Raw genomic sequence first — 25774 nt, 5'->3', positions numbered from 1 at the left:
TAATGAAGAGTAATGTGGAAATTATACGCGCGACTTATGAAGGTACCTCTGAAGAAAATGGAAAGAACCTGCTTGCTGTCCTGTCCCCCAATGCGACATGGACTGAAGCGGCTGGGTTCCCCTATGCAGGGACTTACACCGGTGCAGAAGAGATAATCGCTAACGTATTTCAGCGACTGGCAACTGAGTGGACAGACTATCAGGCAAAGACGCATACGTTTCTTGCTGACGGTAACTATGTTGCTGCTTTTGGGATTTACTCCGGCGTTTATAAAATAACCGGCAAGGCGATGACGGCATCATTTGCGCACCTTTATCGCCTTGAGGATGGGAAAATTATGACCATGGAGCAGTACGTCGATAGCGCGTCGGTCATGTCGGCGTTAGCATAAAGTTAACACCGTCTGACAGGTTTCTACGCACTTGTAGTCGTTTACTGAATTTGGTCAACATCCATTGTGGGCAGTTTCAGTAAACCACTACAAGTGCAATCTGACTAAGCCAAAACTTTCTTCAGCCACAGGCTCAAATCATGGAGTTCATCATCACTTACTGTGCGTCCAACAGGATAGGTCTTCCATGTAACATCATGCCCCGCATTTCGCAGGATATCCCGCGCTGTCATTGCCAGCGCGGGTAATACGATGTCGTCTTTTTCTCCATGAGCGATAAAGACAGGGGGTGTTCGATGTGTATCATGCTGCTCAGCTGAAGAAGCAGAGGCAAGAGGCAGATAGCCAGACATACCAAAAATTCCGGCCAGACGATGCCCGAAACGGATTCCTGTAATCAGGGATCGTGCTGCCCTGAGAGGATCCCCCAATGACAATCCGCTTTCATACCGCGCGAATTTCGCAGTGTATCAGACTCTCATAATATCCCATCGTATTACGCAGTCCTGTTTCGTCTTCCGAACGAGAAAAATCAGAATGACGTTAATCGTACCAGGGCGGTCTGTCCTGTCCCCCGCCTGCGATAATGCTTGAATTGTTAAGCTTTAACGAGCGGCGCTTCTGGATCGTGATTTTCTGGTGGGTATTCGCATTCACTTGATCACCCATTCGCATTTTACTTGACTACCTGTTCGCAAATTACTTGGTCGTTTCCAATAAAAAACCGGGACAGAGCAACCCAAATTGACGGGCAGCTAAGAGCGAGGAGCGGACATTGTTTTAAAGGAGAATGGCGTAATTTCTTGGTTGATTTTTTTAATCATCCATATATGATTGACTAATCACTCATCTAAGGTTCCATTATGGCACGTCCCCTTGACGAAACAAAACGCAGAGCAATCCTCGACGCCGCATTACGCATCATCTCCGGGGAAGGACTTAGCGCAACTACGGCTCAGATAGCACGTGAAGCAGGTGTTTCAGCAGGGTCTTTGTTCACTTATTTTCCCGATAAAAACACGCTGTTAAACCAGCTTTATCTGACCATCAAAACAGGAGTGGCTGCTGCGCTGATGCAGGATTTTCCACTTCAGGCAAACATAAGGGACAGGGCTTTCCATGTCTGGTCTGCCTATATTGGCTGGGCATGTCGTTGTCCGCAGGAGCGGGCGACACTCCAGCAACTGACGGTTTCACGTGTAGTTACTGCGGACGTACGTGAGCAATCTGCTATGCTTTTTGAAGCAACCAATGTCATGCTCAGAGAACTGAGTTCAGCGGGTATTTGTGATGATGTTGATTTTGTCACAACAGTCCTTGCGTCTCTTGCAGAGGCAACGGCTGACTTTGCTATGCGTTACCCTGACCAATCGAATGAGTTTATAGAAAAAGGTTTCGAGATGTTTTACAGGGCAACAGGCATTTAGTCTGCATTTTTGAAATTTAAATGACTGACCAGTTAATCACTTAAAAATACCTTTGTCGGCCCTGAGTATTAACAACAACTGAGCGCTTCGCTCATTAAACTGCCATTATCTGGAGAAATGTAATGACTAATCAGGTAGCTCTAATCACCGGTGGCGCTAGCGGCATTGGTAAAGCAACGGCTCTTAAACTCGCAGCTAAGGGGATTACTGTCGTTATAAGTGGTCGGAATGCTGAACGAGGCCGCGAGGCTGTTGCGGCGATTCAGGCTGTTGCAGCAAACGAGGCTGTAGTGAGATTTATCCAGACCGATGTGACCAGTGAGAACGATGTTAAGTCCTTAATTGAGCATGTCGTTCAGGAATTTGGACACCTGGATATGGCCGTTAACAATGCAGGGATATCTGTCGAGACGACGACTATTCCACAATCTGAAAGTACAAAATTCAGTGCAATGATTGATACCAACGTTCTGGGACTTTATTACTGCATGAAGTACGAACTTCAGCAGATGGTAAAACAGGGGCATGGCTCAATCGTTAATCTTGCTTCCATCGCCGGTCTGAATGGCATGCCGTGGGCCGGGACTTATGCTGCCACCAAACATGCCGTTGCAGGACTGACTAAATCTGCTGCTCTTGACCATGCCACTCAGGGTGTCCGCATAAACGGTGTGGCACCGGGAGCCACCAAAACAGATATCATTGCCGCTCAGCTGGATGGCAATGATGAAAATTATAATGAAGACGTTATCAGCGCTATGCATCCGATGAATCGCCTCGGTAAACCAGAAGAGATCGCAAATGGGATTGTCTGGTTACTTTCAGACGAGGCAAGCTTTGTTACGGGCCATATTCTGAATATCGACGGTGGCTTTCAGGCGAAGTAATTCCGATAGAGGGCCGGGGATCCCCGGCCAGTCAGGAGTCAGGAGTCAGGAAGTGAATATTTTGATTTACGGCGCATCCGGTATGGTTGGTCAGGGTGTATTACGTGAGTGTCTGCAGGCTGAGGATATTGAATCGGTCACCATTGCAGGACGCTCAGTATCACCACTTCAACACCCAAAGCTGTGGCAGATTGTTACGTCAGATATTGCCGAAGCCTTGGGCGATAACTCATCACAATATGATGCCTGTTTTTTTTGCCTTGGCGTGAGCGCATCAGGTATGACAGAGGGCCAGTACAGTAAGATTACCTATGATTTAACACTAAATATTGCCAGAAGACTGGCTGAATCAAACCGGAAAATGACATTTATATATGTCTCAGGAGCTGGCACAGATAGTACCGAGAAAGGGAGGGTGATGTGGGCCAGGGTAAAAGGAAAAACGGAAAATGCTCTGCTGGCACTGGGTTTTGATTCGGCCTTAATGTTCCGCCCTGCTGTAATCCAGCCTCTCAACGGTATTGAATCTAAAACATCCAGCTACCGCCTTGTTTACCGGCTTGCAGCCCCCTTTTTTCCTGTCCTCAGACTTATATTTCCCCGGTCAATTTTAACTACCGTTGAAATGGGCAACGCTATGCTTAACGCCGTCCGGTACGGTTCCAGCAAAAATATTCTAGAAATGGCTGATATAAGTTTATTGGCAAAAAAACGGCACAACAAATGACTTCAGGATGTTCAACTGATCAGCTACTGGCACGAAGCGGGCGAGGTAAAGGTCCTCTATGAGCGAACAGCGGACGTGGAACCTGTAAATGAATGCCACATAACTGCGTTTGGAAGTCCTGTACGGACATTTCCCTTATTCCCAGGGCACGCCTTGCTCCCAGCTTTCAACCAGCAGATCGATAAAGGCACGAATTCGCGGTGATAAATGTCGTTTACTGGGATAAATGAGCCGAATAGGTTCCGGAGGGAAAGGAAACGCCTCAAGCACGGGTATTAATTTACCGCTACGCAAATCCTCCCCTAGCAAATAGGTCGGTAAGTGAACGATACCAAATCCGGAAATTGCCGATGCCCGCATGGCTTCCGAACTGTCGAGGTTTAACCGCCCGGGTCCTTCATACACAAAAGTGCCTTCCGTAGTCGCAAACCGCCAGCTTCGTCTCTTTTCTGCACTCAGAAGAAAAATGGTGTCATGCCTGGTTAAGTCTGCGGGCGTTTTTGGCACGCCCCGTGAGGACAGATATTCGGGAGATGCACAAGTGACAATGTGCTGCGAAGCAATCGTTCGGGTAAGAATCCGGGAGTCATCGCGAGGTTCACCGATGCGAATAGCAATATCAAAGCCTTCTTCAATGAGGTCGACAAACCTGTCGCTAAAGGATACCTCCGCACGAAGCTCCGGCCACTTTTTGAGATAAACATCCAGAACGGGAAGGATATGGTGCTGCCCAAAAGAAAGCGGCGCACTCAGTCGGAGAGTCCCCGTTGGCTTACCTCTGCGCATGGCCATGGCAGCATCGACCTCTTCCAGGTCATCCAGTATCTGTCGGCAACGTTCGAACATGATCCTCCCCTCATCGGTCAGACTCAGACTCCGGGTGGTACGGTTAAGGAGGCGTACCCCCATACGCGTTTCGAGTCTGACAATACTCTTGCCAATGGCTGAACGTGTGAGTCCGAGAGAACCCGCAGCGTGGGTGTAACTCCCGGCTTTAACAGCCGCAACGAACGCGGCGATATCACCAATGCTGTTGATTTCCATGATTTATTTATCTCATTCAATACGGGCGTTAATGTACCCTGATAAGGGAAGCACATTCCCCAAATATTTACCTATCATAGTCACCTGTTACTTTTTAGTGCAAATACAAACAGGAATAAAAATGCTGAATCAACAAACCAAACAAGCCGTAAAAGAATGGTCAGAAAGCCTGGCTGGCCTGGGCCCAATCCTTACGGGTGAGGATACCGTAACGCCTATGAGCGAGGTGCGTGACGCCTATACACGTATGCTGGCTAAAAATCCTGCACCTGCCGGTGTGATTTTTTCTGAAGTCGACATGGGGGGCGTGCCGGGAACGCTGGTAACCCCCGACAACCTTGAAACTGATGCCATCGTTATGTACATCCACGGCGGGGCTTACATTGTCGGTGAACCTGCTGGCTATCACGGCATTGGTGGTAACTACGCCAGCATGCTGGGCGCACGGGTTTACATGCCGGATTACCGTCTGGCGCCGGAGTATCCTTTCCCTACGCCCGTTACCGATACCGTTCGTGCGTATGAGTGGTTAATTGAACAGGGATTTGACGCCAGCAAAATCATACTGGCGGGTGAGTCTGCGGGCGGAGCGATGGTGGTTACCGTTATGGTTGCTGCACGCAACAAAGGCCTGCCGCTTCCGGCTGGCGGTGTTTCTATTTCCCCATGGGCCAACCTTGAGCACACGGGCGTATCCATGACCAACCGGGAAAGCCTCGATCCGCTAAACACCAAGGCCGGTCTGGATTTCCTGGCACGCACCTTCCTGGGCGGTGCGTTACCTAATCACCCAATGGCATCTCCCGTGTTTGCCGACGTAACGGGTCTGCCGCCGGTGCTGGTTCAGATTGGTGAAAACGAACTGATGCTAAGCGATGCGATGCGTCTGGCCACTCACCTGGGTGATCACCGCGTTCGCGTAAATCTGGAAGTCTGGCCAGGTATGTTTCACGCATGGCATTTCTTCTCCACACTGCAGCCAGAAGCGGTACAGGCCCTGGAGAGCTCAGTCGTCTTTATTAAGCAGGCTCTACGGGATGCCGCGAAGTAATTATCAATGATGAATTGAATAACGGGCGCGGCTGACCGCGCCCATCAGGAGTGAAAATGCCCCATTTACATACAGAACTTACTTATCCGCCGGATCTTGACTCACACAGCGCCTATAAGCGCGTATTCCGCCCGGGCCGCCTGACCTTTGGCTTTATTATGCCACTTGAAGGTTATCCGGATTCGCCTTTCCCGACTCTGCAGGATCATCAGGCGCTGGCAAAATATGCTGATGACGCTGGTTTTTCCGCTCTTTGGATGAGAGATGTTCCCTTTTATGACCCGCGGTTTGGTGACACCGGACAGATGCTGGATCCTATGGTCTACCTCGGATTTCTTGCCTCTCAAACTACACGCATAACGCTGGGTACTACCGGTATGGTGTTACCCCTGCGGGACCCGATTATATTGGCGAAGCAGGCAGCCTCGGTGGACCAGCTAAGTGGTGGGCGGCTTCTGCTGGGATTGTCCAGCGGCGATCGTGCTGTTGAATACCCTGCGTTTGGAGCCGATTACGATAACCGTGCCGAACGCTATCGGGAAGCGTTTAGTCTGATAAAAACCGTCAGTGAGAGGTCCTTCCCAGTGGCTGAAACGGCGTTTTACGGCAAGCTTTCAGGCAATCTTGATCTTGTTCCTAAACCGTTTAAATTCCGCATTCCGATGATTGTGGTAGGGCGGGCACGGCAGGACCTGAGCTGGATAGCGGAGGAAAGCGACGGATGGATATGGCATCTGAGTGACTTCTCAACGCTCCCGGAGCTACTTGAATTCTGGCGTGACGGTTACGACGACAATCGTTTCAGACCTTATGGCTATGCCACCTTTTTTGACCTCGATGCTAACCCTGACGCCCCGCTTCGCAGATTGATGAATGGCATCACTGTCGGCCGCAATGCGCTGATAAAGCTATGGAAGGAGCAGGAATGCCAGGGGGTAAACCACGTTGCGTTAAATCTGAAACCGCTGACACGGCCCGCAGCCGAGGTGATGGCTGAAATGGCAGAATTCGTGTTACCCGAGTTTCCTTCTGAATAAACGCAGGACAATAAATGAACAGTTCATTTCATTCTTCGGTGCAGAGCCTGATTAGTTTTTGTGAAACCTGGTCAGGGAATGCTTGCTCAGACAATAGCCAATGGCTGGACCCCTCGGTCAGATTAGTCAGCAGTCATCGTGGAACAGTTTCCGGCCGTGAAAATGTCGCCGCCCTTTTGCAAAATGACTTTGCTGACCTGGACAACGTATCCGTTACGCTGACAAACACCGTTGAGCGCCGGAACGATAAAGATTACGTCGCCAGTGCATACCTGCACGGGCAGGCTTCGCGCAAAGGTTCCGGACGTCATAACCAGGTGCGGTTTGGGGGGACGGTCGTGATGAGGGCAGGCACAGATGAGTCCCAACCTGTTATCCATACTCTTCACCTGCAAATAACCTGGACTTCAGGTGCAAGGCAGTTTTTATCGGGATGGCTGCTACCGGCTGAAGAATCCGGCTGGCATCAGGGATTTCCGCAAGTCGCCATCATCAGTGAACTTGACGCCCCCTGGAATATTGTGCCAGAAAACCACCGTGATACGAGTGAAGAACAGGGGGTCATCGATACCTGGTATCGCTATGCGTGGGCGCTGGACCAGGCAGATTTCAAACTTTTCAGCACATGCTTTAGTGAAAATGCTGCGGGTAATTTTACCCCCCTGGGCTACATATCAGGGAGGCGGAATATTATTGCCGCAATGAAAGCCTTCCGGCTTCCGTGGCCCTGGATGCAGCATTATGGTGAACCGCTGAAAGTATGTATCCAGCCCGATCGTCAGTCGGCCTTCCTGATAATAGGCCGGATTATCGCGGAGAAAACACACGACTCAGGGGGGCGCGAAATCTACGGCGCGCATTACCGGGTTGGAATGGAAAAGGATTCTCACAATCGTTGGTCAATATGCTGGAGCGAATATAATCCAGGCTGGCTTTCAACAGACGATGTATCCGGTATTGATACCGCATTACCGCGCAACAGATGAACGCTGCGCGCTCGGCAAGCGTGCCGGCAACTCTTTTTTCAGTTCTTCAATCAAGGCTCTCACTTTAGGAAGGACCGTGTGAGTCCTGGGCCAAATTGCAGAAATGGGGGTGGGCGGTGCCTGAAATGTGGGTAGAATTGCACGAAGCTGCCCCTTTTTGATGGCATCACCGCATAACCAGTCCGGAAGTTGCGTCACCCCACATCCGGCAATAGCCGCTTCCAGCATGGCTTGACCATTATTAAAACGGTAGGCTGAGGAAACAACATGCCTTACAACGTGTCCCTCTTTACCCCGGATTAGCCAGTAAGTTTGCCCGTCTGACGGTAACCCTGAAATGCATCTGTGTGATGAAAGCTCACGAAGATCAATGGGGGTGCCTGCTCGTTCAAGATAGCCCTCAGAGGCGCAAATGGTAAGCCTTTGCTCGCCCAGGCGGGTGGCAACCAAATCACCTGAGTCAGGCAGGGGGCCAAGCCTCAGCGCGAGGTCAAAGCCGTCTGTCGCCGGGTCGCGAACCCGATCGCTGAAATCAACTTCGATGTTCAGGGTCCGGTATTTTAACGCCATGATATTGAGTAAGGGCATAATGAAAAGATGCCCAAAGGCCACGGGAACCGTCAGCCGCATCAGTCCAGACGGCTCCACTATCCCCGCCTCTATGATGCTTTCAGCATCTGAAATCATATCCAGAGCAGCAGTGCAGCGATTGAAATAGATCTCACCTTCCGGCGTCAGCGACAGGCTTCGCGTACTGCGGTTGAGTAAGCGAACCCCCAGGCGGATTTCCAGACGCTTGATGCTTTTACTGAGTGCAGAGCGCGTCACGCCTAAACCCTCAGCAGCAGCAACGAAACTGCCTTTTCTGACGACTTCAGTAAATTCCTGTACGCCATTGAGTTGTGCCGTCACAAATATTGGTTCCTTTATCTCAACACTGAGGGGTTTTTTGCCCAGGTAATCATGGCCTTCAAATAAGGTTAAGATCGTTGCTAACAGATGTTTACCATGAAATGGCGTCAGGAGACAGAATGAGCGAGTTGCTAAATATCTATACAATGAATGGAATAAAGCTTAATAATCGTGTCGTTATGGCACCAATGACCCGATCGCGGGCCTATGACCTTGTTCCCACTGACAGTATGGTCACCTACTATCGCCAGCGCGCAACAGCAGGTTTAATTGTTTCCGAAGGTTCACCTGTTTCAATGGAAGGCCGTGGACAGGCTTACACGCCGGGAATTTACACTGACGAACAGATAGAGGGCTGGAAAAAGGTGACAGAGGCAGTACATGCGCAGGGTGGGAAAATATTCATCCAGCTTTGGCACGTAGGACGTTCCTCACACATTGCTCACCAGCCTGATGGGCAGGCCCCGGTCAGCTCCGTCTCACGCGTTGCAGAAGGCTGCACCACTCACATTCCTGGTGATAACTGTCAGTCTGTACGCGTATTTCACAGCCAGCCCCGCGCATTAGCAACGGATGAAGTCCCGCGGGTGACACAGGATTTCGTTCAGGCAGCTAAAAATGCCATCGAGGCGGGTTTTGACGGAGTGGAGATCCACGCAGCTAACGGCTACATCTTCGAGCAATTTATCAATGGTGGACTTAACGACAGAACAGATCGTTATGGCGGTAATATTGCCAATCGTCTGCGGTTTACGCTGGAAACTGTGGATGCTATCTCTGCAGCCATCGGGAGTCATCTGACAGGTATCCGTATTGCACCCTTTGGCCGCCTGCAGGATATGCATAGCTTTGATGATGAGCAGGATACCTGGTTATCTTTAGGTATCGAACTGCGTCGTCGACATCTCGCATATGTGCATTTGAGCGATCAGGAATCTCTCGGAGCTCAGGCCATTCCTGCTGGTTTTCTAACAAAGTTTCGTGAGGCCTACGAGGGAACTCTTATCGTCGCAGGCAGCTATACACAGGCGCGTGCAGAAATGGCACTCAGAGAGGGGTTTGCCGACTTAATTGCATTTGGGCGTCCTTTCATAGCCAATCCAGATCTCGTTAAACGCATGAAAAATGGGTGGCCGATAGCTATTCCTGATAAAGATACGTTCTATACTGGGCGAGATGCAGGTTATATAGATTATCCCACGCATCACGTCGATTAAGTTCCCAGAAGCTGGAACGTATCCGGAATGCCTCCGATCTTAAAACAGCTCCGGTTTTCAGCCATTCGGAGAGGAGGAATTCTATTAATAGTGAATTGCCAAATAAATACCCATATTTCATATAATTACTTCGTTAGAGTGGTTTTTTACATCATCGGCCCCCGAACCCCGCTGAGGACGCAACTAATGACGGCTTACGGTTCGGAGTGCTTTACGATGAATGAAGTTAACCGCCTCAAGATCCTGCAGGATGTCATTGATGGCAGGCTCACTACTTCGCTTGCATCACAACGACTTGGCCTGACGGATCGTCACTGCCGGCGTCTGCTTGCGCGTTATCGCGAGTCCGGGCCACTGGCACTGGTGAACCGCCGCCGTGGATTGCGTAGTAATCGCCAGCTTCTGCCTGGCCTTGCTGAACTTGCTCTGGGCATCATCCGCGATAACTACGCCGACTTTGGTCCGACGCTCGCCTGCGAGAAGCTGGCCGAACTCCATGACGTTGTGCTGGCTTAAGAGACCGTGCGTCAGCTGATGGTACGAGCCGGACTCTGGATCCCCCGGAAAATGCGTGCGCCGAGGATCCAGCAGCCGCGGTATCGTCGCACCTGCGTTGGCGAGCTGATACAGATCGACGGCTGCGATCACCGCTGGTTTGAGGAACGCGGACCGGCCTGCACGCTGCTGGTCTACGTTGATGACGCGACCAGTCGCCTGATGCAGCTCCACTTCGTAAAGTCTGAGTCCACGTTCACCTATTTTGACGCCACGCGCGGCTATCTGGAGCAGCACGGTAAGCCGCTGGCATTCTACAGCGACAAAGCCAGCATTTTTCGTATTAACAACAAAAATGCGGCTGGCGGTGACGGACAGACGCAGTTCGGGCGCGCGATGAACGAGCTGAACATCACCGGCATCTGTGCTAATTGAGCTTCGGTCAAATGGCATTGCACTTCCCTGCTCTGCTTATGACCGCCTGGCGGAAGTCGATCAGGGTGCCATCGTTGAGAATAAGCGGCTGGGACACGCGCTGGCCGTGGCTAAGCGGGTTCAGGAAAAGCGCGACAGCACGCGTTCACTTTCGGTACCATCGGGCAGTGGACCCAGTCGCAGAGGACAGAAAAAAGATCCGGCGAAGAAGTCACAGCGCTTCCTGAATGAAACTGATTTGCTTGAAGCACTTGCTGACTTATAGACCCGCAGCCAGGATATATTCGGCAAGACCTGACGGACATTTCAATTTAGCTAAAACCCGGACATTTAAAACTAGCCTCAACAGTATGTCAGTCCAAAGCAACGATGTCGTGCTTATTTCCAGCTCTGCTCATCTGCCGGCATCTTATGAATTCATTTCGGGCCAGCTTTTACTCTGCCGTGCTCCAGACGCCGGCGAATGGGTTCAAACTCAGGCCCCGGATGACGCGCTAAGGTGTCCGCAGTATGTTGCTCCATCGCCTGCCAGTATGACCACGGCACCTTACGTTTGCCGAGTTCGTAGTCCATGGCATCCCAGCTGTCTTCGCGGAAGCTGTAAAAGGCCCAGTGCGACTGCTTTATATCCAGTACCTGCAACACATCCTCCAGGTACTTCTGGCATCCCGGCAGCATGCGGATACAGCCGAACTCTCCGGCTACCATCCGGCTGGCCGGTATATGCTGTTGTTCAGCCCAAATAAAAGGTTGTTGCAGATACTGTGCTATGCGCTGCGCGTTCCACATCTCTTTCCCCGTACCGAAGGGGACCACACCGGGATACGAGTACGGTTTTTTGCGCTTAAGATTTGGCCCACTGGTGGCGGCGTAGGGTTCATACATATGAAAACTGTACAGCACACGCGTGTCGTCCAACGCCGCGGGCCAGTAGCCAAACCCATCAGCTGCACCATACCAACCACCGTCTACCATGACAGGCGTAAGCGGATCTACTTCGCGAATAGCGCTAATCAGCATCTGATAAAATGCCGGCAGATCGCGTGCGCTGCCCTGATGATGCTGGTACCAGCGCTGCATCTCTTCGATGCCGGCGTGTTCGGCAAGCCCGGCACGCTTTTCTGGTGCGGGCTCATTAATCAGGTTGTAGGCTGCCACCCCGGGAATATCCTTCAGCGCCGCAGCCAGGTCGCGCCAGAAAGCCGCACTCTGCTTCCAGTAGCTTTTGTCCTGCCACAGACGGTCATCAAATTTCCCCCCGTTATTTTGCGACCAGCGCATACCGGGCAGGCTCAGCGGGGAGATGACTACTTTGAGGCCTGAATCATGTGCTTTTTTTAGCGTGGCCTTCAGCGTGCTGAGATCCGCAGGCTGTAGCCCCCGATAATGATCAGCATCGCCCATCAGAAAGTCACGCTGCTGGGGGTGCCATTTGTCATAGGACAAACGTACCCAGCTGGCACCGTAGCCACGTAATGCAGCAAAATAGGCCTTGTCCGGCGGCAGGCGGTTAAAGCTGTTGCCTCCATAACGCGGGCTGTCCCAGAAGGTAATCTCATCGGCGGCACGCGAGAAACCAGACAGTATTCCCCAGAGCAACAGGGCCAGGCACAGCGATACGCGCAGATTTTTCATCATCGTTATCTCTCTTATCTTGAAATGATGAGAGGCAGTATCCCCTGCGCCGGAAGCCGAATTGTCAGAGCAATGTCAGAATATGCCCGCGCCCTCAGTTTTTCAGCGTGAGTAGCGGTCCGGCCATGCGGTGTTCAAAACGCAGCGTGAGCCCGCCCCGCGCTTCCACGCGGATCACGGAAGCAGTGCCCCATAAATTTTCTGCATCATCACGCGGCGGCCAGTTATGTAGCTGGAGGTCATCGCTGCGATGCCACGCTACCTGCGCAAAGCTATCGCGCCTTAACAGTGCCTGCTCCAGCCAGGGAGCAGGGCAGGCAGCCGCTACTGTCGGGGGATGCAGCTTAATCTTTCCCTGCTGAAGCTGTATCCAGTTAAGACGGTTGCTGCCCTGTAAAGCCAGCGGCTGCTGCCACATTTCACTGCCGGAACGCACCGTCAGCAGATAGATACCGGCGGCTAACGGTTTATTCAGGTCCTGGCTTTGAATGCTGAACCCATCACTGCCGTGATATTCTTGCTCAGCTCCCGCCATTAAATCCCTGCCGTCCGGGGAAGAGAGCACGACACGTAACTGACGAGACGGGCTGTTCCCACTCAGCTGCACCCGGTAAATACGGTTGAGGGGCATATCGCGCTGGATCAGCGACAACGAAGGGTGATCCAGCCAGTCCGGGATTGCTACCGGCAGGTCATTGCCACACTGAACTGTGATCAATGCATCCAGCGCCTGTAGCCATGCATCACGCTGCGCCGCACTACTCATCTGAGGCCAGCTGATAAGCAGCTGTTGCCAGGCCAGATCGCTGCGCTTAGTGAGAAGCGCGTGATAGAGCGGTGTCAGCGGCGTGGCGGGCAGCGTGACGGCTGCGATTCCAGTGGGGAGAAGCAGCCCGGCGATAAACGTTAGAAACGGACGCATCAAGGCAGTTTTTCCAGACGATAACCGACGCCACGCACGCTGCTGATAGCGATATCCGGCAGCTTCTGCCGCAGCTGTAAAATATGGGTATCCACGGTGCGGGTCGAGGGAAAACTTTGGTAGCCCCAGACCTGATTCAGCAGTTCGTCACGGGTAAACACCCGTCCGGTCATATGCACCAGCGTTGACAGGAGTGAAAATTCCGTTGCCGTCAGGGTGACCTCTCTTTTTCGCCAAATCACGGCCTGCCTTGATGGGAAAAGCTGAAGTTCCCCGACCGTCAGCTGCCCCTCGCCCAATGTACGCAGCTGGGCACGAATGCGCGCCAGCAGTTCGACATGCGCAAAAGGTTTAGTCAGATAGTCACGGGCCCCGGCTTCTAGGCCATCAACCCGGTCATCAATACTGGCGCGAGCGGTCAGCACAATCACCGGCAGCGCTTTTTTTGCCAGCCATCGCGGGAGAAAACGCAGGCTGTCACCGTCGGATAACTGCCGGTCGAGGATAACCAGCCCGGCCAGATTCCACAGGTGCGATACCGCTGCTGTTTCGCGCGTCCAGTGGCAGATAAACCCTTCCTGCCGCAGGAAGGAGGTCAACCCCTCACCCAGTGCAAGATCGTCCTCTATCAGCAACAGCGTATTATTGCTTGTCACAAGGCAGCTCCAGAGTGAAGGTGGTAGGTGGCCCGCTGAGCGTCAGGCGCCCCTTAAGTCGCCAGATAATGCGTCTGACAATCGCCAGTCCGAGGCCCATCCCGGACTGCGCTGAAAGAGACCGCCCCAGGTGGGGTAAACGCGGTGACTGCAGTGAACCTGAATCCGTCACCCGCAGAGTGAGCCGCCCTTTATCCCACTCTGCGCTCAGACGAACCGGGGCGCGTCCGTGGCAAAAAGCATTATCCAACAGGTTATTCAGACACAGGGTGACCCAATATATTGGCAGTGCGACCCGGCGATCGCTGGCGAGGCAAAACGTCAGCCCGGGCCAGCATCCCGTTATATGGCTAAGCCATTCGCTCAGTAACAGCGCGGTGGGGGCCTCCAGCACCTTCCGCCGACTGTCACCAGTCAGATAGTGCTCGCTGGCTTCAGCCATCTGCCGCATGCGCTGCACGCAATCCGCCAGCGCGGCAAAACCGGACTGTGCAGGCAGCGGCAGAGTGTCGAAATCACGACGAAAATCTTCCACCACGTTGCCCAGGCGGGCGATGGGCGTGCGCAGTTCATGCGTCAGCATCTGCAGGATAAAGCGATGCCGCTGCTGCAAACGTCGCCGCTGCCAGGCAAACCAGATCAGGGATACAGACGCCATGATTGCCGCACCGGTCAGTAACGATCGCCAGGCTGCGCTGCTCTCAACGCCTGGTATGATGCAAAGCGTGCTCAGGGCAATATCACAACGTCCGCCAGCAGCAAGTAATATTATTCCTGCGCGTCTGGCTAGCGGCTGCCAGACCTGGGGCGCGTATAGAAGCCACTGTTGATGATGTAATCGCCACAGCGTGCCGTTCTGCATCAGCCAGCCCTGCCCACTTGCCAGCGCATCAAGGTTCTCATCAGATAGCAGGCCAATGCCTCCCAGCGCCTGCGGTCTTTCCCGCACGTGTAGCACCTTTTCCAGCGCCGCACGCTGCTCAGGGTGGCGCTGCAAGTAGTACCAGGCGTTGCTTCCTCCGAGCGGAGAGACGGGATGTGCGGCAAACCAGTCAGCCGTAAGCAGCGTGTCATGACACAATGCCAGCGCCAGCTGACGGCTCGCCCTGGGTACCTCACGAAGTGACCCGGTACAGCGCTGCTGATAATGGTACAACGCCGACAATACCGGTAATGGCAAGTCGTCAAAGTCGGGATAAAGTGAAGAAGGGCGTAATAGCAACGGGTCCAGCTGCTGCAGCGTGCTGAGCGGGATCGCTATGCTAGCCGGAGCCTGTTCGAGCGCGGAGAAAAACTGGTCGGCAGACTGAGAAAGCGGCAGCGGCGCACAGGCGGCGATCAACAGTGAACAGACTGTCAGCAGCGACAGCATCTTGCTTCGTTCCATGCGCACTCTCCACCGATCGCTGAGGCGCAGATAACTAACAAAAAAACGGTCCATGATAAACAAGATATTGTTAATAACGCGAGTTCGGTCATGGAAATGGGCAGGCTACTATTTCTGCTCACCCGCCGCCAATGCGCTTAATCAACCAGCGAATTGACATCATCCCCTCCTTGAAGAACGGGCTTTTACCGCGCACCTGATAAACTGCACCATTCCCTGTAAAACAGCTTTCGCCAACCGACTAACTCCATAATTTCATAGTTTGTATCGATATTAAGCTGTTTAACCCCATGATTATGGATTTAATCGCTTTGCCACAATTACTACTTAACTCTATAATAACGTGTATTAACCTCATATTTTAAAGATAAGCATTATTATGATGGATTTAACCCTTAGTAAACCCGGCGAAGTTGTTAAGCTGCTCTGCGAGCGGCTACGCAAAGAGCGCCTGACGCAGCAGATGACGCAGGCCGACGTCGCGTCGCGGGCGGGGATTGGCGTCAATACGGTGTCAAACCTCGAAGCCGGGCGCAACGTGGGGTTTGAAAATCTGGTACGGGTGGCGATGGTGCTTGGGCGCGGGAAAGAGCTGGAGGCGCTGTTTATGCCTCAGATCGACAGCATCGACGATCTTCTGCGTTACGAGAAGAGTACTGCACGCCAGCGCGTAAAAAGGAGTTCAACCCATGGTCAGTAAAGTCGATGTTTACTACGAGGGCTGGGATGAACGATGGCAGTGGGGAACGCTGGTGTCATCGATCGCGTTAACCGGTCGCCCGCTGATCATGTTTGAATACAGCGAAGAGGCGGCGCGGCGCGGACTGGAGCTTTCGTCGCTCCGCCTGGCGCTAAAAGGGCCGCGGCTGCGCAGAGATTTCCCCGCGCATCAGCTTGGCTTACCCGGCCCGGTTTACGATGCGCTGCCCGATGGTTGGGGCATGCTGCTAATGGATCGCCTGTTTCGCCAGCGCGGGCTGAATGCAGCGCGCATTGGCCCGCTTGAACGGCTGACTTACATCGGTAGCAATGCGATGGGGGCAATGTCGTTTGAACCTTCACAATCGGAAGCTGCTGCCCTGGCGCAGGATATTACGCTGTCGAAGCTGGCGACGGAGGTTCAGGAAGTTCTGGACGGCGAAGGTGGCGCATTTCTGCAGCGGCTACTCCAGATGGGCGGGTCGCCTCAGGGTGCGAGGCCGAAAGCGCTACTGTACCGCGATCCGGCCAGCGGCCATTTCACCACTGCCGCCTCTGCACAACTGGAGGCCTGGCTGATTAAATTTCCCGCCCGCCAGGAACATCCTGAAGTGTGCGCGATCGAGGCGGTGTATGCACAGTGCCTGCGCGAGTGTCAGATCGATACGCCTGACACCGCTTATTTCTCTTTGCCCAATGGTCAGGCGGCGTTTGCCTCAAAACGGTTTGACCGCCAAAACGGATTGCGGGTGCCGATGCAGAGCCTTGCGGCCTACACCGGGGCCAATTATCAAGTACCCGGCGCGCTGGATTACACCAGCTTCCTGCGTGCAACACAGCTGTGTACCAATGACGTACGCCAGAAAGCCCTGGCTTTTGAGCGCGTCGTGTTCAATATCGTGTTCAATAACCGCGACGATCATCCGAAAAATTTTGCTTACACCATGACGCACAACGGCCAGTGGCAGCTGGCACCGGCCTACGATGTCACCTGGTGCGAGGGACCGGGTGGTTATCATCAAATGGACGTAATGGGCGAAGCGTTACAGATTGGCCGTGAACATCTCCTGGCGCTTGCTGAGCAGGAAGCCGAGCTGAGTTCGCAGCAGGCGGGTAATATTATTGCGAAGTGCTGTGATGTGGCAGCGGGCTTTGCGCTGAAGGCTGGCGATATGTTCCCCGGCCAAATCACCGGGGAAACGTTGCGTACCCTGCAGGCGCGGATGGATGACAACATTAAACGGTTAGGCCGCTAGCGACTGCGTTTTCATCAGCAGGGCTGCTTTGGCAATCTCAGGTGCAAGCCAGCGATCGTCAGTCCAGGTCGCAACCTGCTCACGCAGCAGCGCTGGTGCCCATGCTGAGGTGGTCTTCCTACAGTGCGGATGTCACAAAATAGGAGACAGGAGAGCCCTTTCATGTATTTACGAGGCTTGATTACGAACGGGGGCGATTTTTCGCGTTGGCCCAGGGATCGTTATCCTGAGATTCCTCACTGGCTTCAGGCTCACTTATCGTGGCGATGTAGAGCGCTTCCACTTCCTGGCGCGCCCAAGGCGTGCGGCGTAAAAATTTCAGGCTGGATTTGATGCTCGGGTCGCTTTTGAAGCAGTTGATCCTGATGCGCTGCGCCAGTTCTTCCCAGCCATATCGCTCAACCAGCGCGGTGACCAGCGCTTCCAGCGTGACGCCGTGCAGAGGATCTTTTGAAGAGTGAGTGGTCATGGTCATTCCGGTTCTGTCAGAAAATTGCGCACACCATACTGAGCGTAAAGGCGTTATGCAATCTCCGCCATCATAGCAGCAGGTGAAAATAACTGTATCTGGAGGAAATTTTGCGTCAGAATCAGCAGTGCAACAGTTTTATAAACAGGATGTTACACCCTCAAAAGGAAATGTTATGCCTCGTACACTCATCGCCATGATTGTCGCTTCATTGTTCCCGTTCTTATCCGGCTGCAACAATCACCTTCCCAGTCCGCAAGCTCATGCCAAAAGTTATGTGTTCAAAACGAAGAAGGATTTCGATCCGAACTTCTACACCAAAACGTCCGATACCATCAAAGCCATGACACCGGTATTTGCTCAGTTCTACGACATGGGGGCGAAAGATCGTCAGGCAGGAGTGAGCCGCAGCGAGGCCGAGAAAAAAGCGGCGGCGATGTATCACGATGAAGCACTGAACAGGCTGCAAAAACAGGAGACGTTCGTGAACCAGACCATCACCTCTCCGGCAGGTAAAAGAAGAGTTCACATTTTCATTACTGAAGCCTCTGGCGCTTACCTTGATGGTTTTGCCGGGCGTTGATGCCATCCCTGGCAGCAAGTCAGTTAAACCACTCCGGAACCGGGTCGGCCATTCCGACCCACGCCTGCGGACCGGCAGCCATCTCAGCATGGCTCAATAATGCGCTGTCCAGCTGCTGTCGAAGCCACTCTTCATCCATTTCCATACCAATAAACACCAGCTCCTGGCGCGCATCGCCGATGCCGTCCTGCCAGTTACGCATTATTTCCAACAGCGACTCCTCATCCTGTGGCCAGCGTTCGCGCGGCACGCTGACCCACCAACTTCCTGCCAGTCCCTGACGCGAAACGCCTCCGGCCTGTGACCAGTTACCGGCAAAAGCCGGACGAGAAGCCAGCCAGAAATAGCCTTTCGAACGCACCACGCCCGGCAGCGTATTGCTGAATAATGCCCAGAAGCGCTGAGGATGGAACGGACGGCGCGCTCGCCAGACAAAATGGCTGATGCCATACTCTTCGGTTTCCGGTACGTGGCTGCCGCGCAACTCCTGCATCCATCCCGGCGCCTGCGCGGCATCGGCGAAGTTAAACAGACCGGTGTTCAGCACGCGCTCCAACGGGACAGCACCAAAACTCGCCGTTTCTATCAGCGCCCGGGGGTTCAGGCTGCGCAGAATGGCAAACAGCCGTTCACACTGTTCGGCATCAATCAGGTCGGTTTTATTCAGCACCAGCACGTCGCAGAACTCGATCTGTTCAATCAGCAGATCGACAACCGTGCGCTCATCGCCCTCGCCCAGCGATTCTCCGCGCGATTGAATGCTGTCACATGACTCGTAGTCGTGCAGGAAGTTATAGCAATCGACCACCGTGACCATGGTATCGAGCCGCGCTACGGCGGAAAGGCTTTCCCCACTCTCATCCTCGAAAGTGAAGGTTTCCGCCACCGGCAGCGGTTCGGAGATCCCAGTGGACTCAATCACCAGTTGGTCAAAACGCCCTTCCCGCGCCAGGCGGTTAATTTCCAGCAGCAGGTCTTCGCGCAGCGTGCAGCAGATACAGCCGTTACTCATTTCAACCAGCTTTTCATCGGTGCGCGACAGTTCAGCGCCGCCATCACGCACCAGCGCAGCGTCAATGTTCACTTCCGACATATCGTTGACGATCACGGCTACGCGGCGCCCTTCACGATTATTAAGGATGTGATTTAACAGCGTGGTTTTACCCGCACCCAGGAAGCCGGAGAGAACGGTGACCGGCAAACGGCTGTCCGCCGCAAGATTGATATTTGACATTGGAACATCCTTACAGACTGATAAAACCGCGATAAAGACAGTGTGAAAACTGACGGCACACCATTTATTTTTGATATGTTATAACATAACAATATGTTTTGTCATTATCCTCTTCGGCTTTATTGCTTGTGGGACCGGATTGAAGCTTGATGATAAAATTCATTAAAAATAGACACGAGGATATAACCGCAATATTAACGTGGTTATAAGTTAATTCTCATAAAGAATAAACGGAGTGAAGGCAGGAAATTGACGACGATAAATCACCAGACTGAACGGAAAAATATCGCCCAGACTTGCCGATTTTCTGCCGAAAAATAGCCAAAAATGAGACGCTAAAGTTTTTTTTAATTGAATGCTCAATCAATAAAACTTATCATCGGTGCTCAAATTTACCCAAAACTTACCGTCAGGGGGCCAATTGCAGAAAAACTAAAACAATAAAATCAGAAAGTTACACCACTCATCACCTGAGAGTTCTCCCAGTGTAATTAGCGGATATACGGCGGATTTTACCCAGTATGCGCTAATGCGCGCTTCGCAGAGCGGACTTCAGGTTATTTTTCTGGTCACTGTTTGCGGAGACATTATGCCGTCAATCGAAATACCTGCAAAACCTCAAAAAGATCGTATTAATCCGGTGGTGTTTTACACCTCAGCCGTCCTCATCCTGCTATTTTCCCTGACCACTATTTTCTTCACCGATTTATCCGATCGCTGGATCAATCTCACCCTTGACTGGGTATCGAATACCTTTGGCTGGTATTACCTGCTGGCAGCCACGGTTTACATCGTCTTCGTGCTGTTTATGGCCTGTTCACGCTTTGGCTCGATCAAGCTCGGGCCGGAGCAGTCGAAGCCCGAGTTCAGCCTGATGAGCTGGGCGGCAATGCTGTTTGCCGCCGGGATAGGCATTGACCTGATGTTCTTCTCGGTCGCGGAACCCGTCACGCAATATATGATGCCTCCGGAAGGTCAGGGCCAGACGATGGAAGCGGCGCGTCAGGCGATGGTCTGGACGCTGTTCCACTACGGTCTGACTGGCTGGTCGATGTATGCCCTGATGGGGATCGCGCTGGGTTACTTCAGCTATCGCTATGGCCTGCCGCTGACCATCCGCTCTGCGCTCTACCCCATTTTTGGCAAGCGCATTAACGGTCCGATTGGTCATACGGTGGATATTGCCGCCGTGCTGGGGACCATTTTCGGTATCGCCACCACACTTGGCATTGGCGTTGTGCAGCTCAATTATGGCCTCAAGGTGCTGTTCGACGTGCCAGAAGGACTGACGGCGCAGGCCGGGCTGATTGTACTGTCGGTGATTATGGCGACCATTTCCGTTACCTCCGGCGTCAACAAAGGGATCCGTTTCCTTTCTGAGCTGAACGTACTGCTGGCCTTTGGCCTGATCCTGTTTGTGCTGTTTGTTGGCGATACCAGCTTCCTGCTGAATGCGCTGGTGCTGAACGTTGGTGACTACATCAACCGTTTTATGGGCATGACGCTGAACAGCTTTGCCTTCGATCGCCCGACCGAGTGGATGAATAACTGGACGCTGTTCTTCTGGGCGTGGTGGGTTGCCTGGTCACCGTTCGTCGGCCTGTTCCTTGCGCGTATTTCCCGCGGCCGTACCATTCGCCAGTTCGTGCTGGGGACGCTGACCATTCCGTTTATCTTCACCCTGCTGTGGCTGTCAATTTTTGGCAACAGCGCACTGTATGAGATCATTCACGGCAATCTGGCGTTCGCCCAGGAAACGATGGCGCACCCGGAGCGCGGCTTCTACAGCCTGCTGGCGCAGTACCCGGCCTTTACCTTCAGCGCCTCTGTCGCCACCATCACCGGCCTGCTGTTCTACGTCACCTCAGCGGACTCCGGCTCGCTGGTGCTGGGTAACTTCACCTCTCGCCTGGCAGACATCAATAATGATGCGCCAAACTGGCTGCGCATCTTCTGGTCGCTGGCGATCGGGGTACTTACGCTGGGTATGCTGATGGTTAATGGCGTGACCGCGCTGCAAAAAACCACGGTTATCATGGGCCTGCCGTTCAGCTTTGTGATCTTCTTTGTGATGGCCGGGCTATATAAATCCCTGCGCGTGGAGGATCACCGCCGCGCCAGCGCCACGGTAAATACGCCGCCGGTGCCGGTCTCGCGCGATGATCGTCTGAACTGGAAGCAGCGTATTTCACGCGTGATGAACTATCCGGGCACCACGCATACCCGCAAGATGCTGGACGAAGTCTGTCGCCCGGCGATGGAAGAAGTGGGGCGCGAGCTGGAACGCCGGGGCGCGAAAGTGCAGGTCACCGAGATGCCGCCGCTGGAAGATGAACGCCTGAATCACCTGGAGCTGCTGGTGAATCTGGGTGAGGAGCAGAGCTTCCTGTATCAGATCTGGCCGCAGCGTTACTCGGTTCCGGCGTTTACTTATCGCGCCCGCAGCGGCAAGTCCGATTACTTCCGCCTCGAAACCTTCCTGCTGGAGGGCACCCAGGGCAATGACCTGATGGACTACACCCGTGAGCAGATCATCAATGACATTCTCGACCAGTACGAGCGTCATATGACCTTCCTGCACATTCACCGTGAAGCGCCGGGCAACACCATGCCGTTCCCGGAGGCATAACTCCCTCAGGCACCCATCAAAACCAGGCTTCGGCCTGGTTTTTTCATTCTGTCACCGCTTCGCGCCCGGCGCTGTCGCCTGCAGGGCGTCGTGCTGGCACCCGGCAATGTGTTCAGCATTTCTCAAACGGCTGGAGATTTTCTGCGTTTTAACGTGGCACACCTCAGCGATGAGCGTGTTTTTCACGTTTTGCAGCAGGCCATGAGATAACGTAAGAGACTTCTTACAACAATATCAGTAAGGGATGATGTTTCCCCGCATGGCTTCGGGCTTTAATAAGGAGAGAGCAGTCAGGGAGCCATTGCCATGTTTAATATTGCCATTCTCGACAGCGATACCTTCAGCTGCAAAGGTGTCACGGATTACTTTAGTACCCGGGATATCCGCACCTTTTCCTGTTCTAATTTGGCAGAACTGGAAAGCACGCTGCAAGGTCAACCTGTCCACGTAGTGATTGCCGAGCTGGCGACCGTGGATGACACGCTTTTCAGCTGCATTGACTATCTGACGCATCTGACCTGCCGCTGGCCGGATGTGCGCCTGATCCTCTTCACCCATTTTACCGACCCGGTACTGATGCGTTTTGTGGTACGTCACGTTCCCCACTGCAATCTGGTGCTGAAAAGTGACAGCTTCACACAGCTGGCATCCTGCATCTTCGCCAGCGACAGCGGTAATAAATTCAACAGCTCTTCGCAGGCGATGATCTGGGAATATCTCTCCGCTGATGGCAGAACCTTAACGCCGGAAGAGTTCCGGCTGCTGGAAAACCTGGCTTGTGAGAAGAACAGCCAACGCGCCGTAGTGCCGGGCAGTGACAGCATTATGCTCAAACTCGGCTGCCAGGACTTAACGGAGCTGCAGGACAAACTGGGCATGCTGCAGTGGGGCTAACCTCAGCCCAGCATGCAAGCGCGCAGTTTCTTCAGCAGCCAGCGCAGCGCCTCATCGTTGTCGCGCCGTTTGTTCCACAGCAAAGAGAGTGTGAAGGCCGGAACCTTGAGGGGGACGTCAGCACATAGCAGCCCGTAATCCGCTACCCATCCGGCTGCCAGCCCCTGCGGTACCGTAGCCAGTGCCGGCATCTGCTTCAGCAACAGCGGTAAAGACGAGAAGTTCGGCGTGACGTAGCGCACTCTTCTTTTGCGCCCGCAGTCCGCCAAAAGCTGGTCTACCGGGCTACTGCTGGCGCCACGATAGGAGACGAGAAGATGGTCATTAGCACTATATTGATCAAGGCTTATCGGCGAAGTGAGTGCTAACTGGAGCGGATTCCACAGCGTGCAAAATCCCATCTGCGTCACCCTTTCGTGTACCACGCCAGCGGGGGCCCGTTCAGCGACCGAGATCGCCACATCGACCTTATCCTGCTGCACCTGTTCGCCATCCTGGAACGGATCGGTTGCCGTGACCTGCAGGCGGATACCGGGTGCCGTTTGGGCGATATCCGCCATCATCCCCGGCATCAACCAACGCTCTACCCAGTCACTCATCCCCAGACGAAAGGTATGCCGATCTTCAGCGGGAGAAAAGCCCGGCACCTGAAATATCACCTGCTGCATCTGCTCCATCATCGGCAGTAACGCAGTCACCAGCGCTTGCGCGCGCGGCGTCGGCGCCATTCCCCTTGCCGTGCGCACAAACAGCGGGTCGTCAAACATCTCGCGCAACCTTGCCAGCGCTCCGCTGACCGCGGGCTGGCCGAGGTGTAACTTGCTGGCGGCGCGTGAAACACTTCCCTCGCGATGCAGTACCAGCAGCACGGTCAAGAGGTTCAGGTCGACCCGATTTAAATCATTTTCCCTGATAGTGCTCATTATTTTAATCAATTTGAATGATGTTTATAGCCGCAGGATACTGTTGCCTTCACTGAAATAACAGAACTTATCGAGGATTTAATGAAACTTTTGTTAACTCTGCTGACCACCCTGGCCATCTCCGCAAACTCGCTGGCAGCTGCTGCACCGTTAACCCCACTGGATGCGCAAGCACCGGGCTATTACCGCATGATGCTGGGCAAGCTGCGCATCACTGCCGTCTCCGACGGCACGGTGACGATCCCGCTGGATAAGCTGCTGACCCACATTTCCACCGATAAGCTGCGCCAACAGCTGGCGAACGATGCCATGACGCCGCAGGCTGAAACCTCAATCAATGCCTTTGTGATTGATAACGGCCAGCAGCGGGTGCTGGTTGATGCCGGTGCGGGCGATCTGTTTGGCCACAACGGCGGGCACCTGCTGGATAATCTGGCTGCCGCGGGCTATCCGGCGGAAACCATCGATGCGGTGCTGTTGACGCATATTCATGCCGACCACTCCGGCGGTATCTCCCGCCAGGGCAAACCCGCCTTCCCCAACGCTCAGGTGTTCGTCGAGCAGAAAGATGTCGATTTCTGGCTCAACCCGGCGAATGCCGAGAAGGTAGAAGCCAGCCAGAAGCACACCTTCGCTGAATCTGAGCAGACCATTCGCCCGGTTATCAAGGCAGGACGACTGAAGCCCTTTACCGCACCGGCAACGGTATTTGCCGGGATTAAGGCCACCTCAACGGCTGGCCATACGCCGGGCAGCGTGATGTATCGGGTGGAGAGTGAAGGACAGACGCTGGTGTTATGGGGCGATATCATTCACGCCAAAGCGGTGCAGATGCCGGACCCACATGTAGCAATCCACTTCGACGTTGATCAGCAGCAGGCGATAAAAACCCGTGAGCGGGTGTTAAAACAGGCGGCACAGGAGGGTTACTGGGTGGCGGCGGCGCATATCGCGTTCCCGGGCTTTGGCCATGTTAAAAGCGACGGCAGTGGTTACCGATGGGTCGCGGCAAATTACACCACGCAGCTCGCCCGCTGATCGGCAGCAGCGCGAGGGATAAAGATGCTCACCGCGTATGGTTATCAGATCTTCATCTTTCCAAGCGATCGCGCATGCTGTTAATAATTGTCCCACCTTAACGTATTCAGGGGGGACGATCATGACCGAGCGTATTCGTTTAGCTAAGCCGGAAGAGGCAGAGTGGCTGCACGGGCTGTTACAGCGTGCTTATACTCCGCTGGTTGCGCAGGGGATCAACTTCACCGTATCCCGCAGCACGGTCGCCGACGTGGCTGCCGTGATCGCCAGTGAATCAACCTTTGTGTTGGAGCGCGATGGCCAGCGAGTCGCCACGCTGACCGTGCGCTTTCCCTGGACGCAGGATAATACGCAGCTGGCACCGTGGCCTTTTCTGCACTGGTTCGCCGTCGAACCTGATTACAAAGGGCAGGGTTACGGCAGCCGGATTATTCGCTATGTCGAAGAGAGCTTACTGCGCGACACTCTGAAATCGCCCGCCGTCTATCTGGCAACGGCGATTAAGCACCCGTGGCTGACTCAACTCTATCTACGCCGTGGCTATCAGCCTTTCCACCGCGCCATCAATCCACTGGGCGTTGAACTGGTCTATCTGACGCGCGTGCTCGATCAGCGGCGCTACCAGCAAGCCAAAATCAAAGAGTATGTACACGACTTTATTGAAAACTCGCTGACGGCATAAACAGCCAGTCAGCTATCAGGGCGATGACACAAACAGCGATGCCTGAGCCTGGTGCGGCAAAAATCGACATGCTGAGCCAGTAGATTGCTCTTAGGGAAGCGCTCAGCAAATCAACGGACCACCAAGTTGATGGGGGCGTGTGCCCCCATATCACTGC

General features: G+C 53.6%; 25 protein-coding genes and 2 pseudogenes. 17 read left to right on the top strand and 10 right to left on the bottom strand.

The window, feature by feature from the left end; genetic code table 11:
* Nucleotides 1-2 precede the first annotated feature (2 nt).
* Nucleotides 3-392: a nuclear transport factor 2 family protein gene (locus ACLI4M_RS00420; RefSeq protein ID WP_133625271.1), complete on the top strand. Its 390-nt coding sequence runs from the start codon at nt 3-5 to the stop codon at nt 390-392.
* Between the two features lie 104 nt (nt 393-496).
* Here the strand turns inward: ACLI4M_RS00420 and ACLI4M_RS00415 are convergent, their stop codons facing one another.
* Nucleotides 497-745, bottom strand: a complete 249-nt coding sequence (locus ACLI4M_RS00415; RefSeq protein WP_253539757.1) for an alpha/beta hydrolase — start codon at nt 743-745, stop codon at nt 497-499.
* 510 nt (nt 746-1255) lie between these two features.
* On the opposite strand from ACLI4M_RS00415, the gene ACLI4M_RS00410 reads away from it, so the two are divergent.
* From ACLI4M_RS00410 to ACLI4M_RS00400, 3 genes are all read left to right on the top strand, one after another.
* A complete protein-coding gene (locus ACLI4M_RS00410) occupies nt 1256-1819 on the top strand; it encodes a TetR/AcrR family transcriptional regulator (protein ID WP_133625273.1) in 564 nt (187 codons plus the stop codon).
* A gap of 122 nt (nt 1820-1941) precedes the next feature.
* The gene (locus tag ACLI4M_RS00405; RefSeq protein ID WP_133625274.1) at nt 1942-2706 is read left to right on the top strand and encodes a glucose 1-dehydrogenase; all 765 of its coding nucleotides are present in this window, start codon (nt 1942-1944) and stop codon (nt 2704-2706) included.
* Between the two features lie 52 nt (nt 2707-2758).
* Nucleotides 2759-3433: an epimerase gene (locus ACLI4M_RS00400; protein ID WP_133625275.1), complete on the top strand. Its 675-nt coding sequence runs from the start codon at nt 2759-2761 to the stop codon at nt 3431-3433.
* A 135-nt stretch (nt 3434-3568) separates the two neighbouring features.
* Here the strand turns inward: ACLI4M_RS00400 and ACLI4M_RS00395 are convergent, their stop codons facing one another.
* Nucleotides 3569-4477 (bottom strand): LysR family transcriptional regulator, encoded by a 909-nt coding sequence (locus ACLI4M_RS00395; protein ID WP_133625276.1) that lies wholly within the window; start codon nt 4475-4477, stop codon nt 3569-3571.
* Nucleotides 4478-4598: 121 nt separating this feature from the next.
* On the opposite strand from ACLI4M_RS00395, the gene ACLI4M_RS00390 reads away from it, so the two are divergent.
* From ACLI4M_RS00390 to ACLI4M_RS00380, 3 genes are read left to right on the top strand one after another with little or no spacing between them, the layout of a single operon-like run.
* Nucleotides 4599-5528 carry an alpha/beta hydrolase gene (locus ACLI4M_RS00390; protein WP_133625277.1) on the top strand — a complete coding sequence of 310 codons (930 nt, stop codon included), beginning with the start codon at nt 4599-4601 and terminating at the stop codon, nt 5526-5528.
* 56 nt (nt 5529-5584) lie between these two features.
* Complete coding sequence (locus tag ACLI4M_RS00385) at nt 5585-6565, top strand: TIGR03571 family LLM class oxidoreductase (protein WP_253539754.1); 981 nt, start codon at nt 5585-5587, stop codon at nt 6563-6565.
* Between the two features lie 14 nt (nt 6566-6579).
* On the top strand, nt 6580-7551 hold the full coding sequence (locus tag ACLI4M_RS00380) for a nuclear transport factor 2 family protein (RefSeq protein ID WP_133625278.1): 972 nt from the start codon (nt 6580-6582) through the stop codon (nt 7549-7551).
* On the opposite strand, the gene ACLI4M_RS00375 is transcribed toward ACLI4M_RS00380, so the two are convergent.
* Nucleotides 7534-8463: a LysR family transcriptional regulator gene (locus tag ACLI4M_RS00375; protein WP_133625279.1), complete on the bottom strand. Its 930-nt coding sequence runs from the start codon at nt 8461-8463 to the stop codon at nt 7534-7536. The genes ACLI4M_RS00380 and ACLI4M_RS00375 overlap by 18 nt on opposite strands.
* Before the next feature lie 119 nt (nt 8464-8582).
* Between ACLI4M_RS00375 and ACLI4M_RS00370 the strand changes: the two genes are divergently transcribed.
* Both ACLI4M_RS00370 and ACLI4M_RS00365 read left to right on the top strand, forming a co-directional pair.
* Nucleotides 8583-9680 carry an alkene reductase gene (locus tag ACLI4M_RS00370; RefSeq protein ID WP_133625280.1) on the top strand — a complete coding sequence of 366 codons (1098 nt, stop codon included), beginning with the start codon at nt 8583-8585 and terminating at the stop codon, nt 9678-9680.
* 186 nt (nt 9681-9866) lie between these two features.
* Nucleotides 9867-10875: pseudogene (locus ACLI4M_RS00365) on the top strand (ISNCY family transposase).
* Nucleotides 10876-11027: 152 nt separating this feature from the next.
* On the opposite strand, the gene ACLI4M_RS00360 reads toward ACLI4M_RS00365, so the two are convergent.
* The 4 genes from ACLI4M_RS00360 to ACLI4M_RS00345 all read right to left on the bottom strand — a co-directional run bounded on the left by ACLI4M_RS00360 (nt 11028) and on the right by ACLI4M_RS00345 (nt 15210).
* The gene (locus ACLI4M_RS00360; protein WP_133625303.1) at nt 11028-12245 is read right to left on the bottom strand and encodes a glycoside hydrolase family 5 protein; all 1218 of its coding nucleotides are present in this window, start codon (nt 12243-12245) and stop codon (nt 11028-11030) included.
* A 94-nt stretch (nt 12246-12339) separates the two neighbouring features.
* Entirely contained in the window at nt 12340-13167 is an 828-nt protein-coding gene (locus tag ACLI4M_RS00355) for a DUF2861 family protein (RefSeq protein WP_133625281.1), read from the bottom strand.
* On the bottom strand, nt 13167-13823 hold the full coding sequence (locus ACLI4M_RS00350) for a winged helix-turn-helix domain-containing protein (protein WP_208864925.1): 657 nt from the start codon (nt 13821-13823) through the stop codon (nt 13167-13169). Before ACLI4M_RS00350 ends, ACLI4M_RS00355 begins: the two co-directional genes overlap by 1 nt.
* The gene (locus ACLI4M_RS00345) at nt 13810-15210 is read right to left on the bottom strand and encodes an ATP-binding protein (protein ID WP_166643231.1); all 1401 of its coding nucleotides are present in this window, start codon (nt 15208-15210) and stop codon (nt 13810-13812) included. Before ACLI4M_RS00345 ends, ACLI4M_RS00350 begins: the two co-directional genes overlap by 14 nt.
* Before the next feature lie 379 nt (nt 15211-15589).
* On the opposite strand from ACLI4M_RS00345, the gene ACLI4M_RS00340 reads away from it, so the two are divergent.
* Nucleotides 15590-15910, top strand: a complete 321-nt coding sequence (locus tag ACLI4M_RS00340; RefSeq protein WP_180276774.1) for a helix-turn-helix domain-containing protein — start codon at nt 15590-15592, stop codon at nt 15908-15910.
* The gene (locus ACLI4M_RS00335; RefSeq protein WP_133625283.1) at nt 15900-17165 is read left to right on the top strand and encodes a type II toxin-antitoxin system HipA family toxin; all 1266 of its coding nucleotides are present in this window, start codon (nt 15900-15902) and stop codon (nt 17163-17165) included. Before ACLI4M_RS00340 ends, ACLI4M_RS00335 begins: the two co-directional genes overlap by 11 nt.
* Before the next feature lie 181 nt (nt 17166-17346).
* On the opposite strand, the gene ACLI4M_RS00330 is transcribed toward ACLI4M_RS00335, so the two are convergent.
* Complete coding sequence (locus tag ACLI4M_RS00330; protein WP_133625284.1) at nt 17347-17634, bottom strand: VF530 family DNA-binding protein; 288 nt, start codon at nt 17632-17634, stop codon at nt 17347-17349.
* 175 nt (nt 17635-17809) lie between these two features.
* Between ACLI4M_RS00330 and ACLI4M_RS00325 the strand changes: the two genes are divergently transcribed.
* Nucleotides 17810-18217: an Exc2 family lipoprotein gene (locus ACLI4M_RS00325; RefSeq protein WP_133625285.1), complete on the top strand. Its 408-nt coding sequence runs from the start codon at nt 17810-17812 to the stop codon at nt 18215-18217.
* A gap of 19 nt (nt 18218-18236) precedes the next feature.
* Here the strand turns inward: ACLI4M_RS00325 and zigA are convergent, their stop codons facing one another.
* Entirely contained in the window at nt 18237-19451 is a 1215-nt protein-coding gene (gene zigA / locus ACLI4M_RS00320; protein WP_133625286.1) for a zinc metallochaperone GTPase ZigA, read from the bottom strand.
* 589 nt (nt 19452-20040) lie between these two features.
* On the opposite strand from zigA, the gene ACLI4M_RS00315 reads away from it, so the two are divergent.
* The 3 genes and pseudogenes from ACLI4M_RS00315 to ACLI4M_RS00305 all read left to right on the top strand — a co-directional run bounded on the left by ACLI4M_RS00315 (nt 20041) and on the right by ACLI4M_RS00305 (nt 22974).
* Nucleotides 20041-22080: a choline transporter gene (locus tag ACLI4M_RS00315; RefSeq protein WP_133625287.1), complete on the top strand. Its 2040-nt coding sequence runs from the start codon at nt 20041-20043 to the stop codon at nt 22078-22080.
* A 63-nt stretch (nt 22081-22143) separates the two neighbouring features.
* A pseudogene (locus ACLI4M_RS00310) lies at nt 22144-22290 on the top strand (PLP-dependent aminotransferase family protein); the annotation flags it as partial.
* 96 nt (nt 22291-22386) lie between these two features.
* Nucleotides 22387-22974 carry a hypothetical protein gene (locus ACLI4M_RS00305; RefSeq protein WP_099754504.1) on the top strand — a complete coding sequence of 196 codons (588 nt, stop codon included), beginning with the start codon at nt 22387-22389 and terminating at the stop codon, nt 22972-22974.
* A gap of 2 nt (nt 22975-22976) precedes the next feature.
* On the opposite strand, the gene ACLI4M_RS00300 is transcribed toward ACLI4M_RS00305, so the two are convergent.
* A complete protein-coding gene (locus ACLI4M_RS00300; protein ID WP_133625288.1) occupies nt 22977-23897 on the bottom strand; it encodes a LysR family transcriptional regulator in 921 nt (306 codons plus the stop codon).
* Nucleotides 23898-23978: 81 nt separating this feature from the next.
* Here ACLI4M_RS00300 and ACLI4M_RS00295 point away from each other — a divergent pair, with 81 nt between their 5' ends.
* A complete protein-coding gene (locus ACLI4M_RS00295; RefSeq protein ID WP_133625289.1) occupies nt 23979-24935 on the top strand; it encodes an MBL fold metallo-hydrolase in 957 nt (318 codons plus the stop codon).
* 121 nt (nt 24936-25056) lie between these two features.
* Entirely contained in the window at nt 25057-25617 is a 561-nt protein-coding gene (locus ACLI4M_RS00290; protein ID WP_133625290.1) for a GNAT family N-acetyltransferase, read from the top strand.
* Nucleotides 25618-25774: the final 157 nt, after the last annotated feature.

It is taken from the genome of Erwinia sp. LJJL01 (assembly GCF_047300805.2).
Classification (GTDB): domain Bacteria; phylum Pseudomonadota; class Gammaproteobacteria; order Enterobacterales; family Enterobacteriaceae; genus Erwinia; species Erwinia aphidicola.
This window is presented reverse-complemented; position numbering and strand designations above follow the sequence as displayed.

What these genes read in the sequence shown, in the direction of transcription:
- ACLI4M_RS00420 (WP_133625271.1), top strand. Translation starts at nt 3, where the DNA reads ATGAAGAGTAATGTGGAAATTATACGCGCGACTTATGAAGGTACCTCT.
- ACLI4M_RS00415 (WP_253539757.1), bottom strand. Translation starts at nt 745, where the DNA reads ATGTCTGGCTATCTGCCTCTTGCCTCTGCTTCTTCAGCTGAGCAGCAT.
- ACLI4M_RS00410 (WP_133625273.1), top strand. Translation starts at nt 1,256, where the DNA reads ATGGCACGTCCCCTTGACGAAACAAAACGCAGAGCAATCCTCGACGCC.
- ACLI4M_RS00405 (WP_133625274.1), top strand. Translation starts at nt 1,942, where the DNA reads ATGACTAATCAGGTAGCTCTAATCACCGGTGGCGCTAGCGGCATTGGT.
- ACLI4M_RS00395 (WP_133625276.1), bottom strand. Translation starts at nt 4,477, where the DNA reads ATGGAAATCAACAGCATTGGTGATATCGCCGCGTTCGTTGCGGCTGTT.
- ACLI4M_RS00390 (WP_133625277.1), top strand. Translation starts at nt 4,599, where the DNA reads ATGCTGAATCAACAAACCAAACAAGCCGTAAAAGAATGGTCAGAAAGC.
- ACLI4M_RS00385 (WP_253539754.1), top strand. Translation starts at nt 5,585, where the DNA reads ATGCCCCATTTACATACAGAACTTACTTATCCGCCGGATCTTGACTCA.
- ACLI4M_RS00380 (WP_133625278.1), top strand. Translation starts at nt 6,580, where the DNA reads ATGAACAGTTCATTTCATTCTTCGGTGCAGAGCCTGATTAGTTTTTGT.
- ACLI4M_RS00370 (WP_133625280.1), top strand. Translation starts at nt 8,583, where the DNA reads ATGAGCGAGTTGCTAAATATCTATACAATGAATGGAATAAAGCTTAAT.
- ACLI4M_RS00360 (WP_133625303.1), bottom strand. Translation starts at nt 12,245, where the DNA reads ATGAAAAATCTGCGCGTATCGCTGTGCCTGGCCCTGTTGCTCTGGGGA.
- ACLI4M_RS00355 (WP_133625281.1), bottom strand. Translation starts at nt 13,167, where the DNA reads ATGCGTCCGTTTCTAACGTTTATCGCCGGGCTGCTTCTCCCCACTGGA.
- ACLI4M_RS00345 (WP_166643231.1), bottom strand. Translation starts at nt 15,210, where the DNA reads ATGGAACGAAGCAAGATGCTGTCGCTGCTGACAGTCTGTTCACTGTTG.
- ACLI4M_RS00340 (WP_180276774.1), top strand. Translation starts at nt 15,590, where the DNA reads ATGATGGATTTAACCCTTAGTAAACCCGGCGAAGTTGTTAAGCTGCTC.
- ACLI4M_RS00335 (WP_133625283.1), top strand. Translation starts at nt 15,900, where the DNA reads ATGGTCAGTAAAGTCGATGTTTACTACGAGGGCTGGGATGAACGATGG.
- ACLI4M_RS00330 (WP_133625284.1), bottom strand. Translation starts at nt 17,634, where the DNA reads ATGACCACTCACTCTTCAAAAGATCCTCTGCACGGCGTCACGCTGGAA.
- ACLI4M_RS00325 (WP_133625285.1), top strand. Translation starts at nt 17,810, where the DNA reads ATGCCTCGTACACTCATCGCCATGATTGTCGCTTCATTGTTCCCGTTC.
- zigA (WP_133625286.1), bottom strand. Translation starts at nt 19,451, where the DNA reads ATGTCAAATATCAATCTTGCGGCGGACAGCCGTTTGCCGGTCACCGTT.
- ACLI4M_RS00315 (WP_133625287.1), top strand. Translation starts at nt 20,041, where the DNA reads ATGCCGTCAATCGAAATACCTGCAAAACCTCAAAAAGATCGTATTAAT.
- ACLI4M_RS00305 (WP_099754504.1), top strand. Translation starts at nt 22,387, where the DNA reads ATGTTTAATATTGCCATTCTCGACAGCGATACCTTCAGCTGCAAAGGT.
- ACLI4M_RS00300 (WP_133625288.1), bottom strand. Translation starts at nt 23,897, where the DNA reads ATGAGCACTATCAGGGAAAATGATTTAAATCGGGTCGACCTGAACCTC.
- ACLI4M_RS00295 (WP_133625289.1), top strand. Translation starts at nt 23,979, where the DNA reads ATGAAACTTTTGTTAACTCTGCTGACCACCCTGGCCATCTCCGCAAAC.
- ACLI4M_RS00290 (WP_133625290.1), top strand. Translation starts at nt 25,057, where the DNA reads ATGACCGAGCGTATTCGTTTAGCTAAGCCGGAAGAGGCAGAGTGGCTG.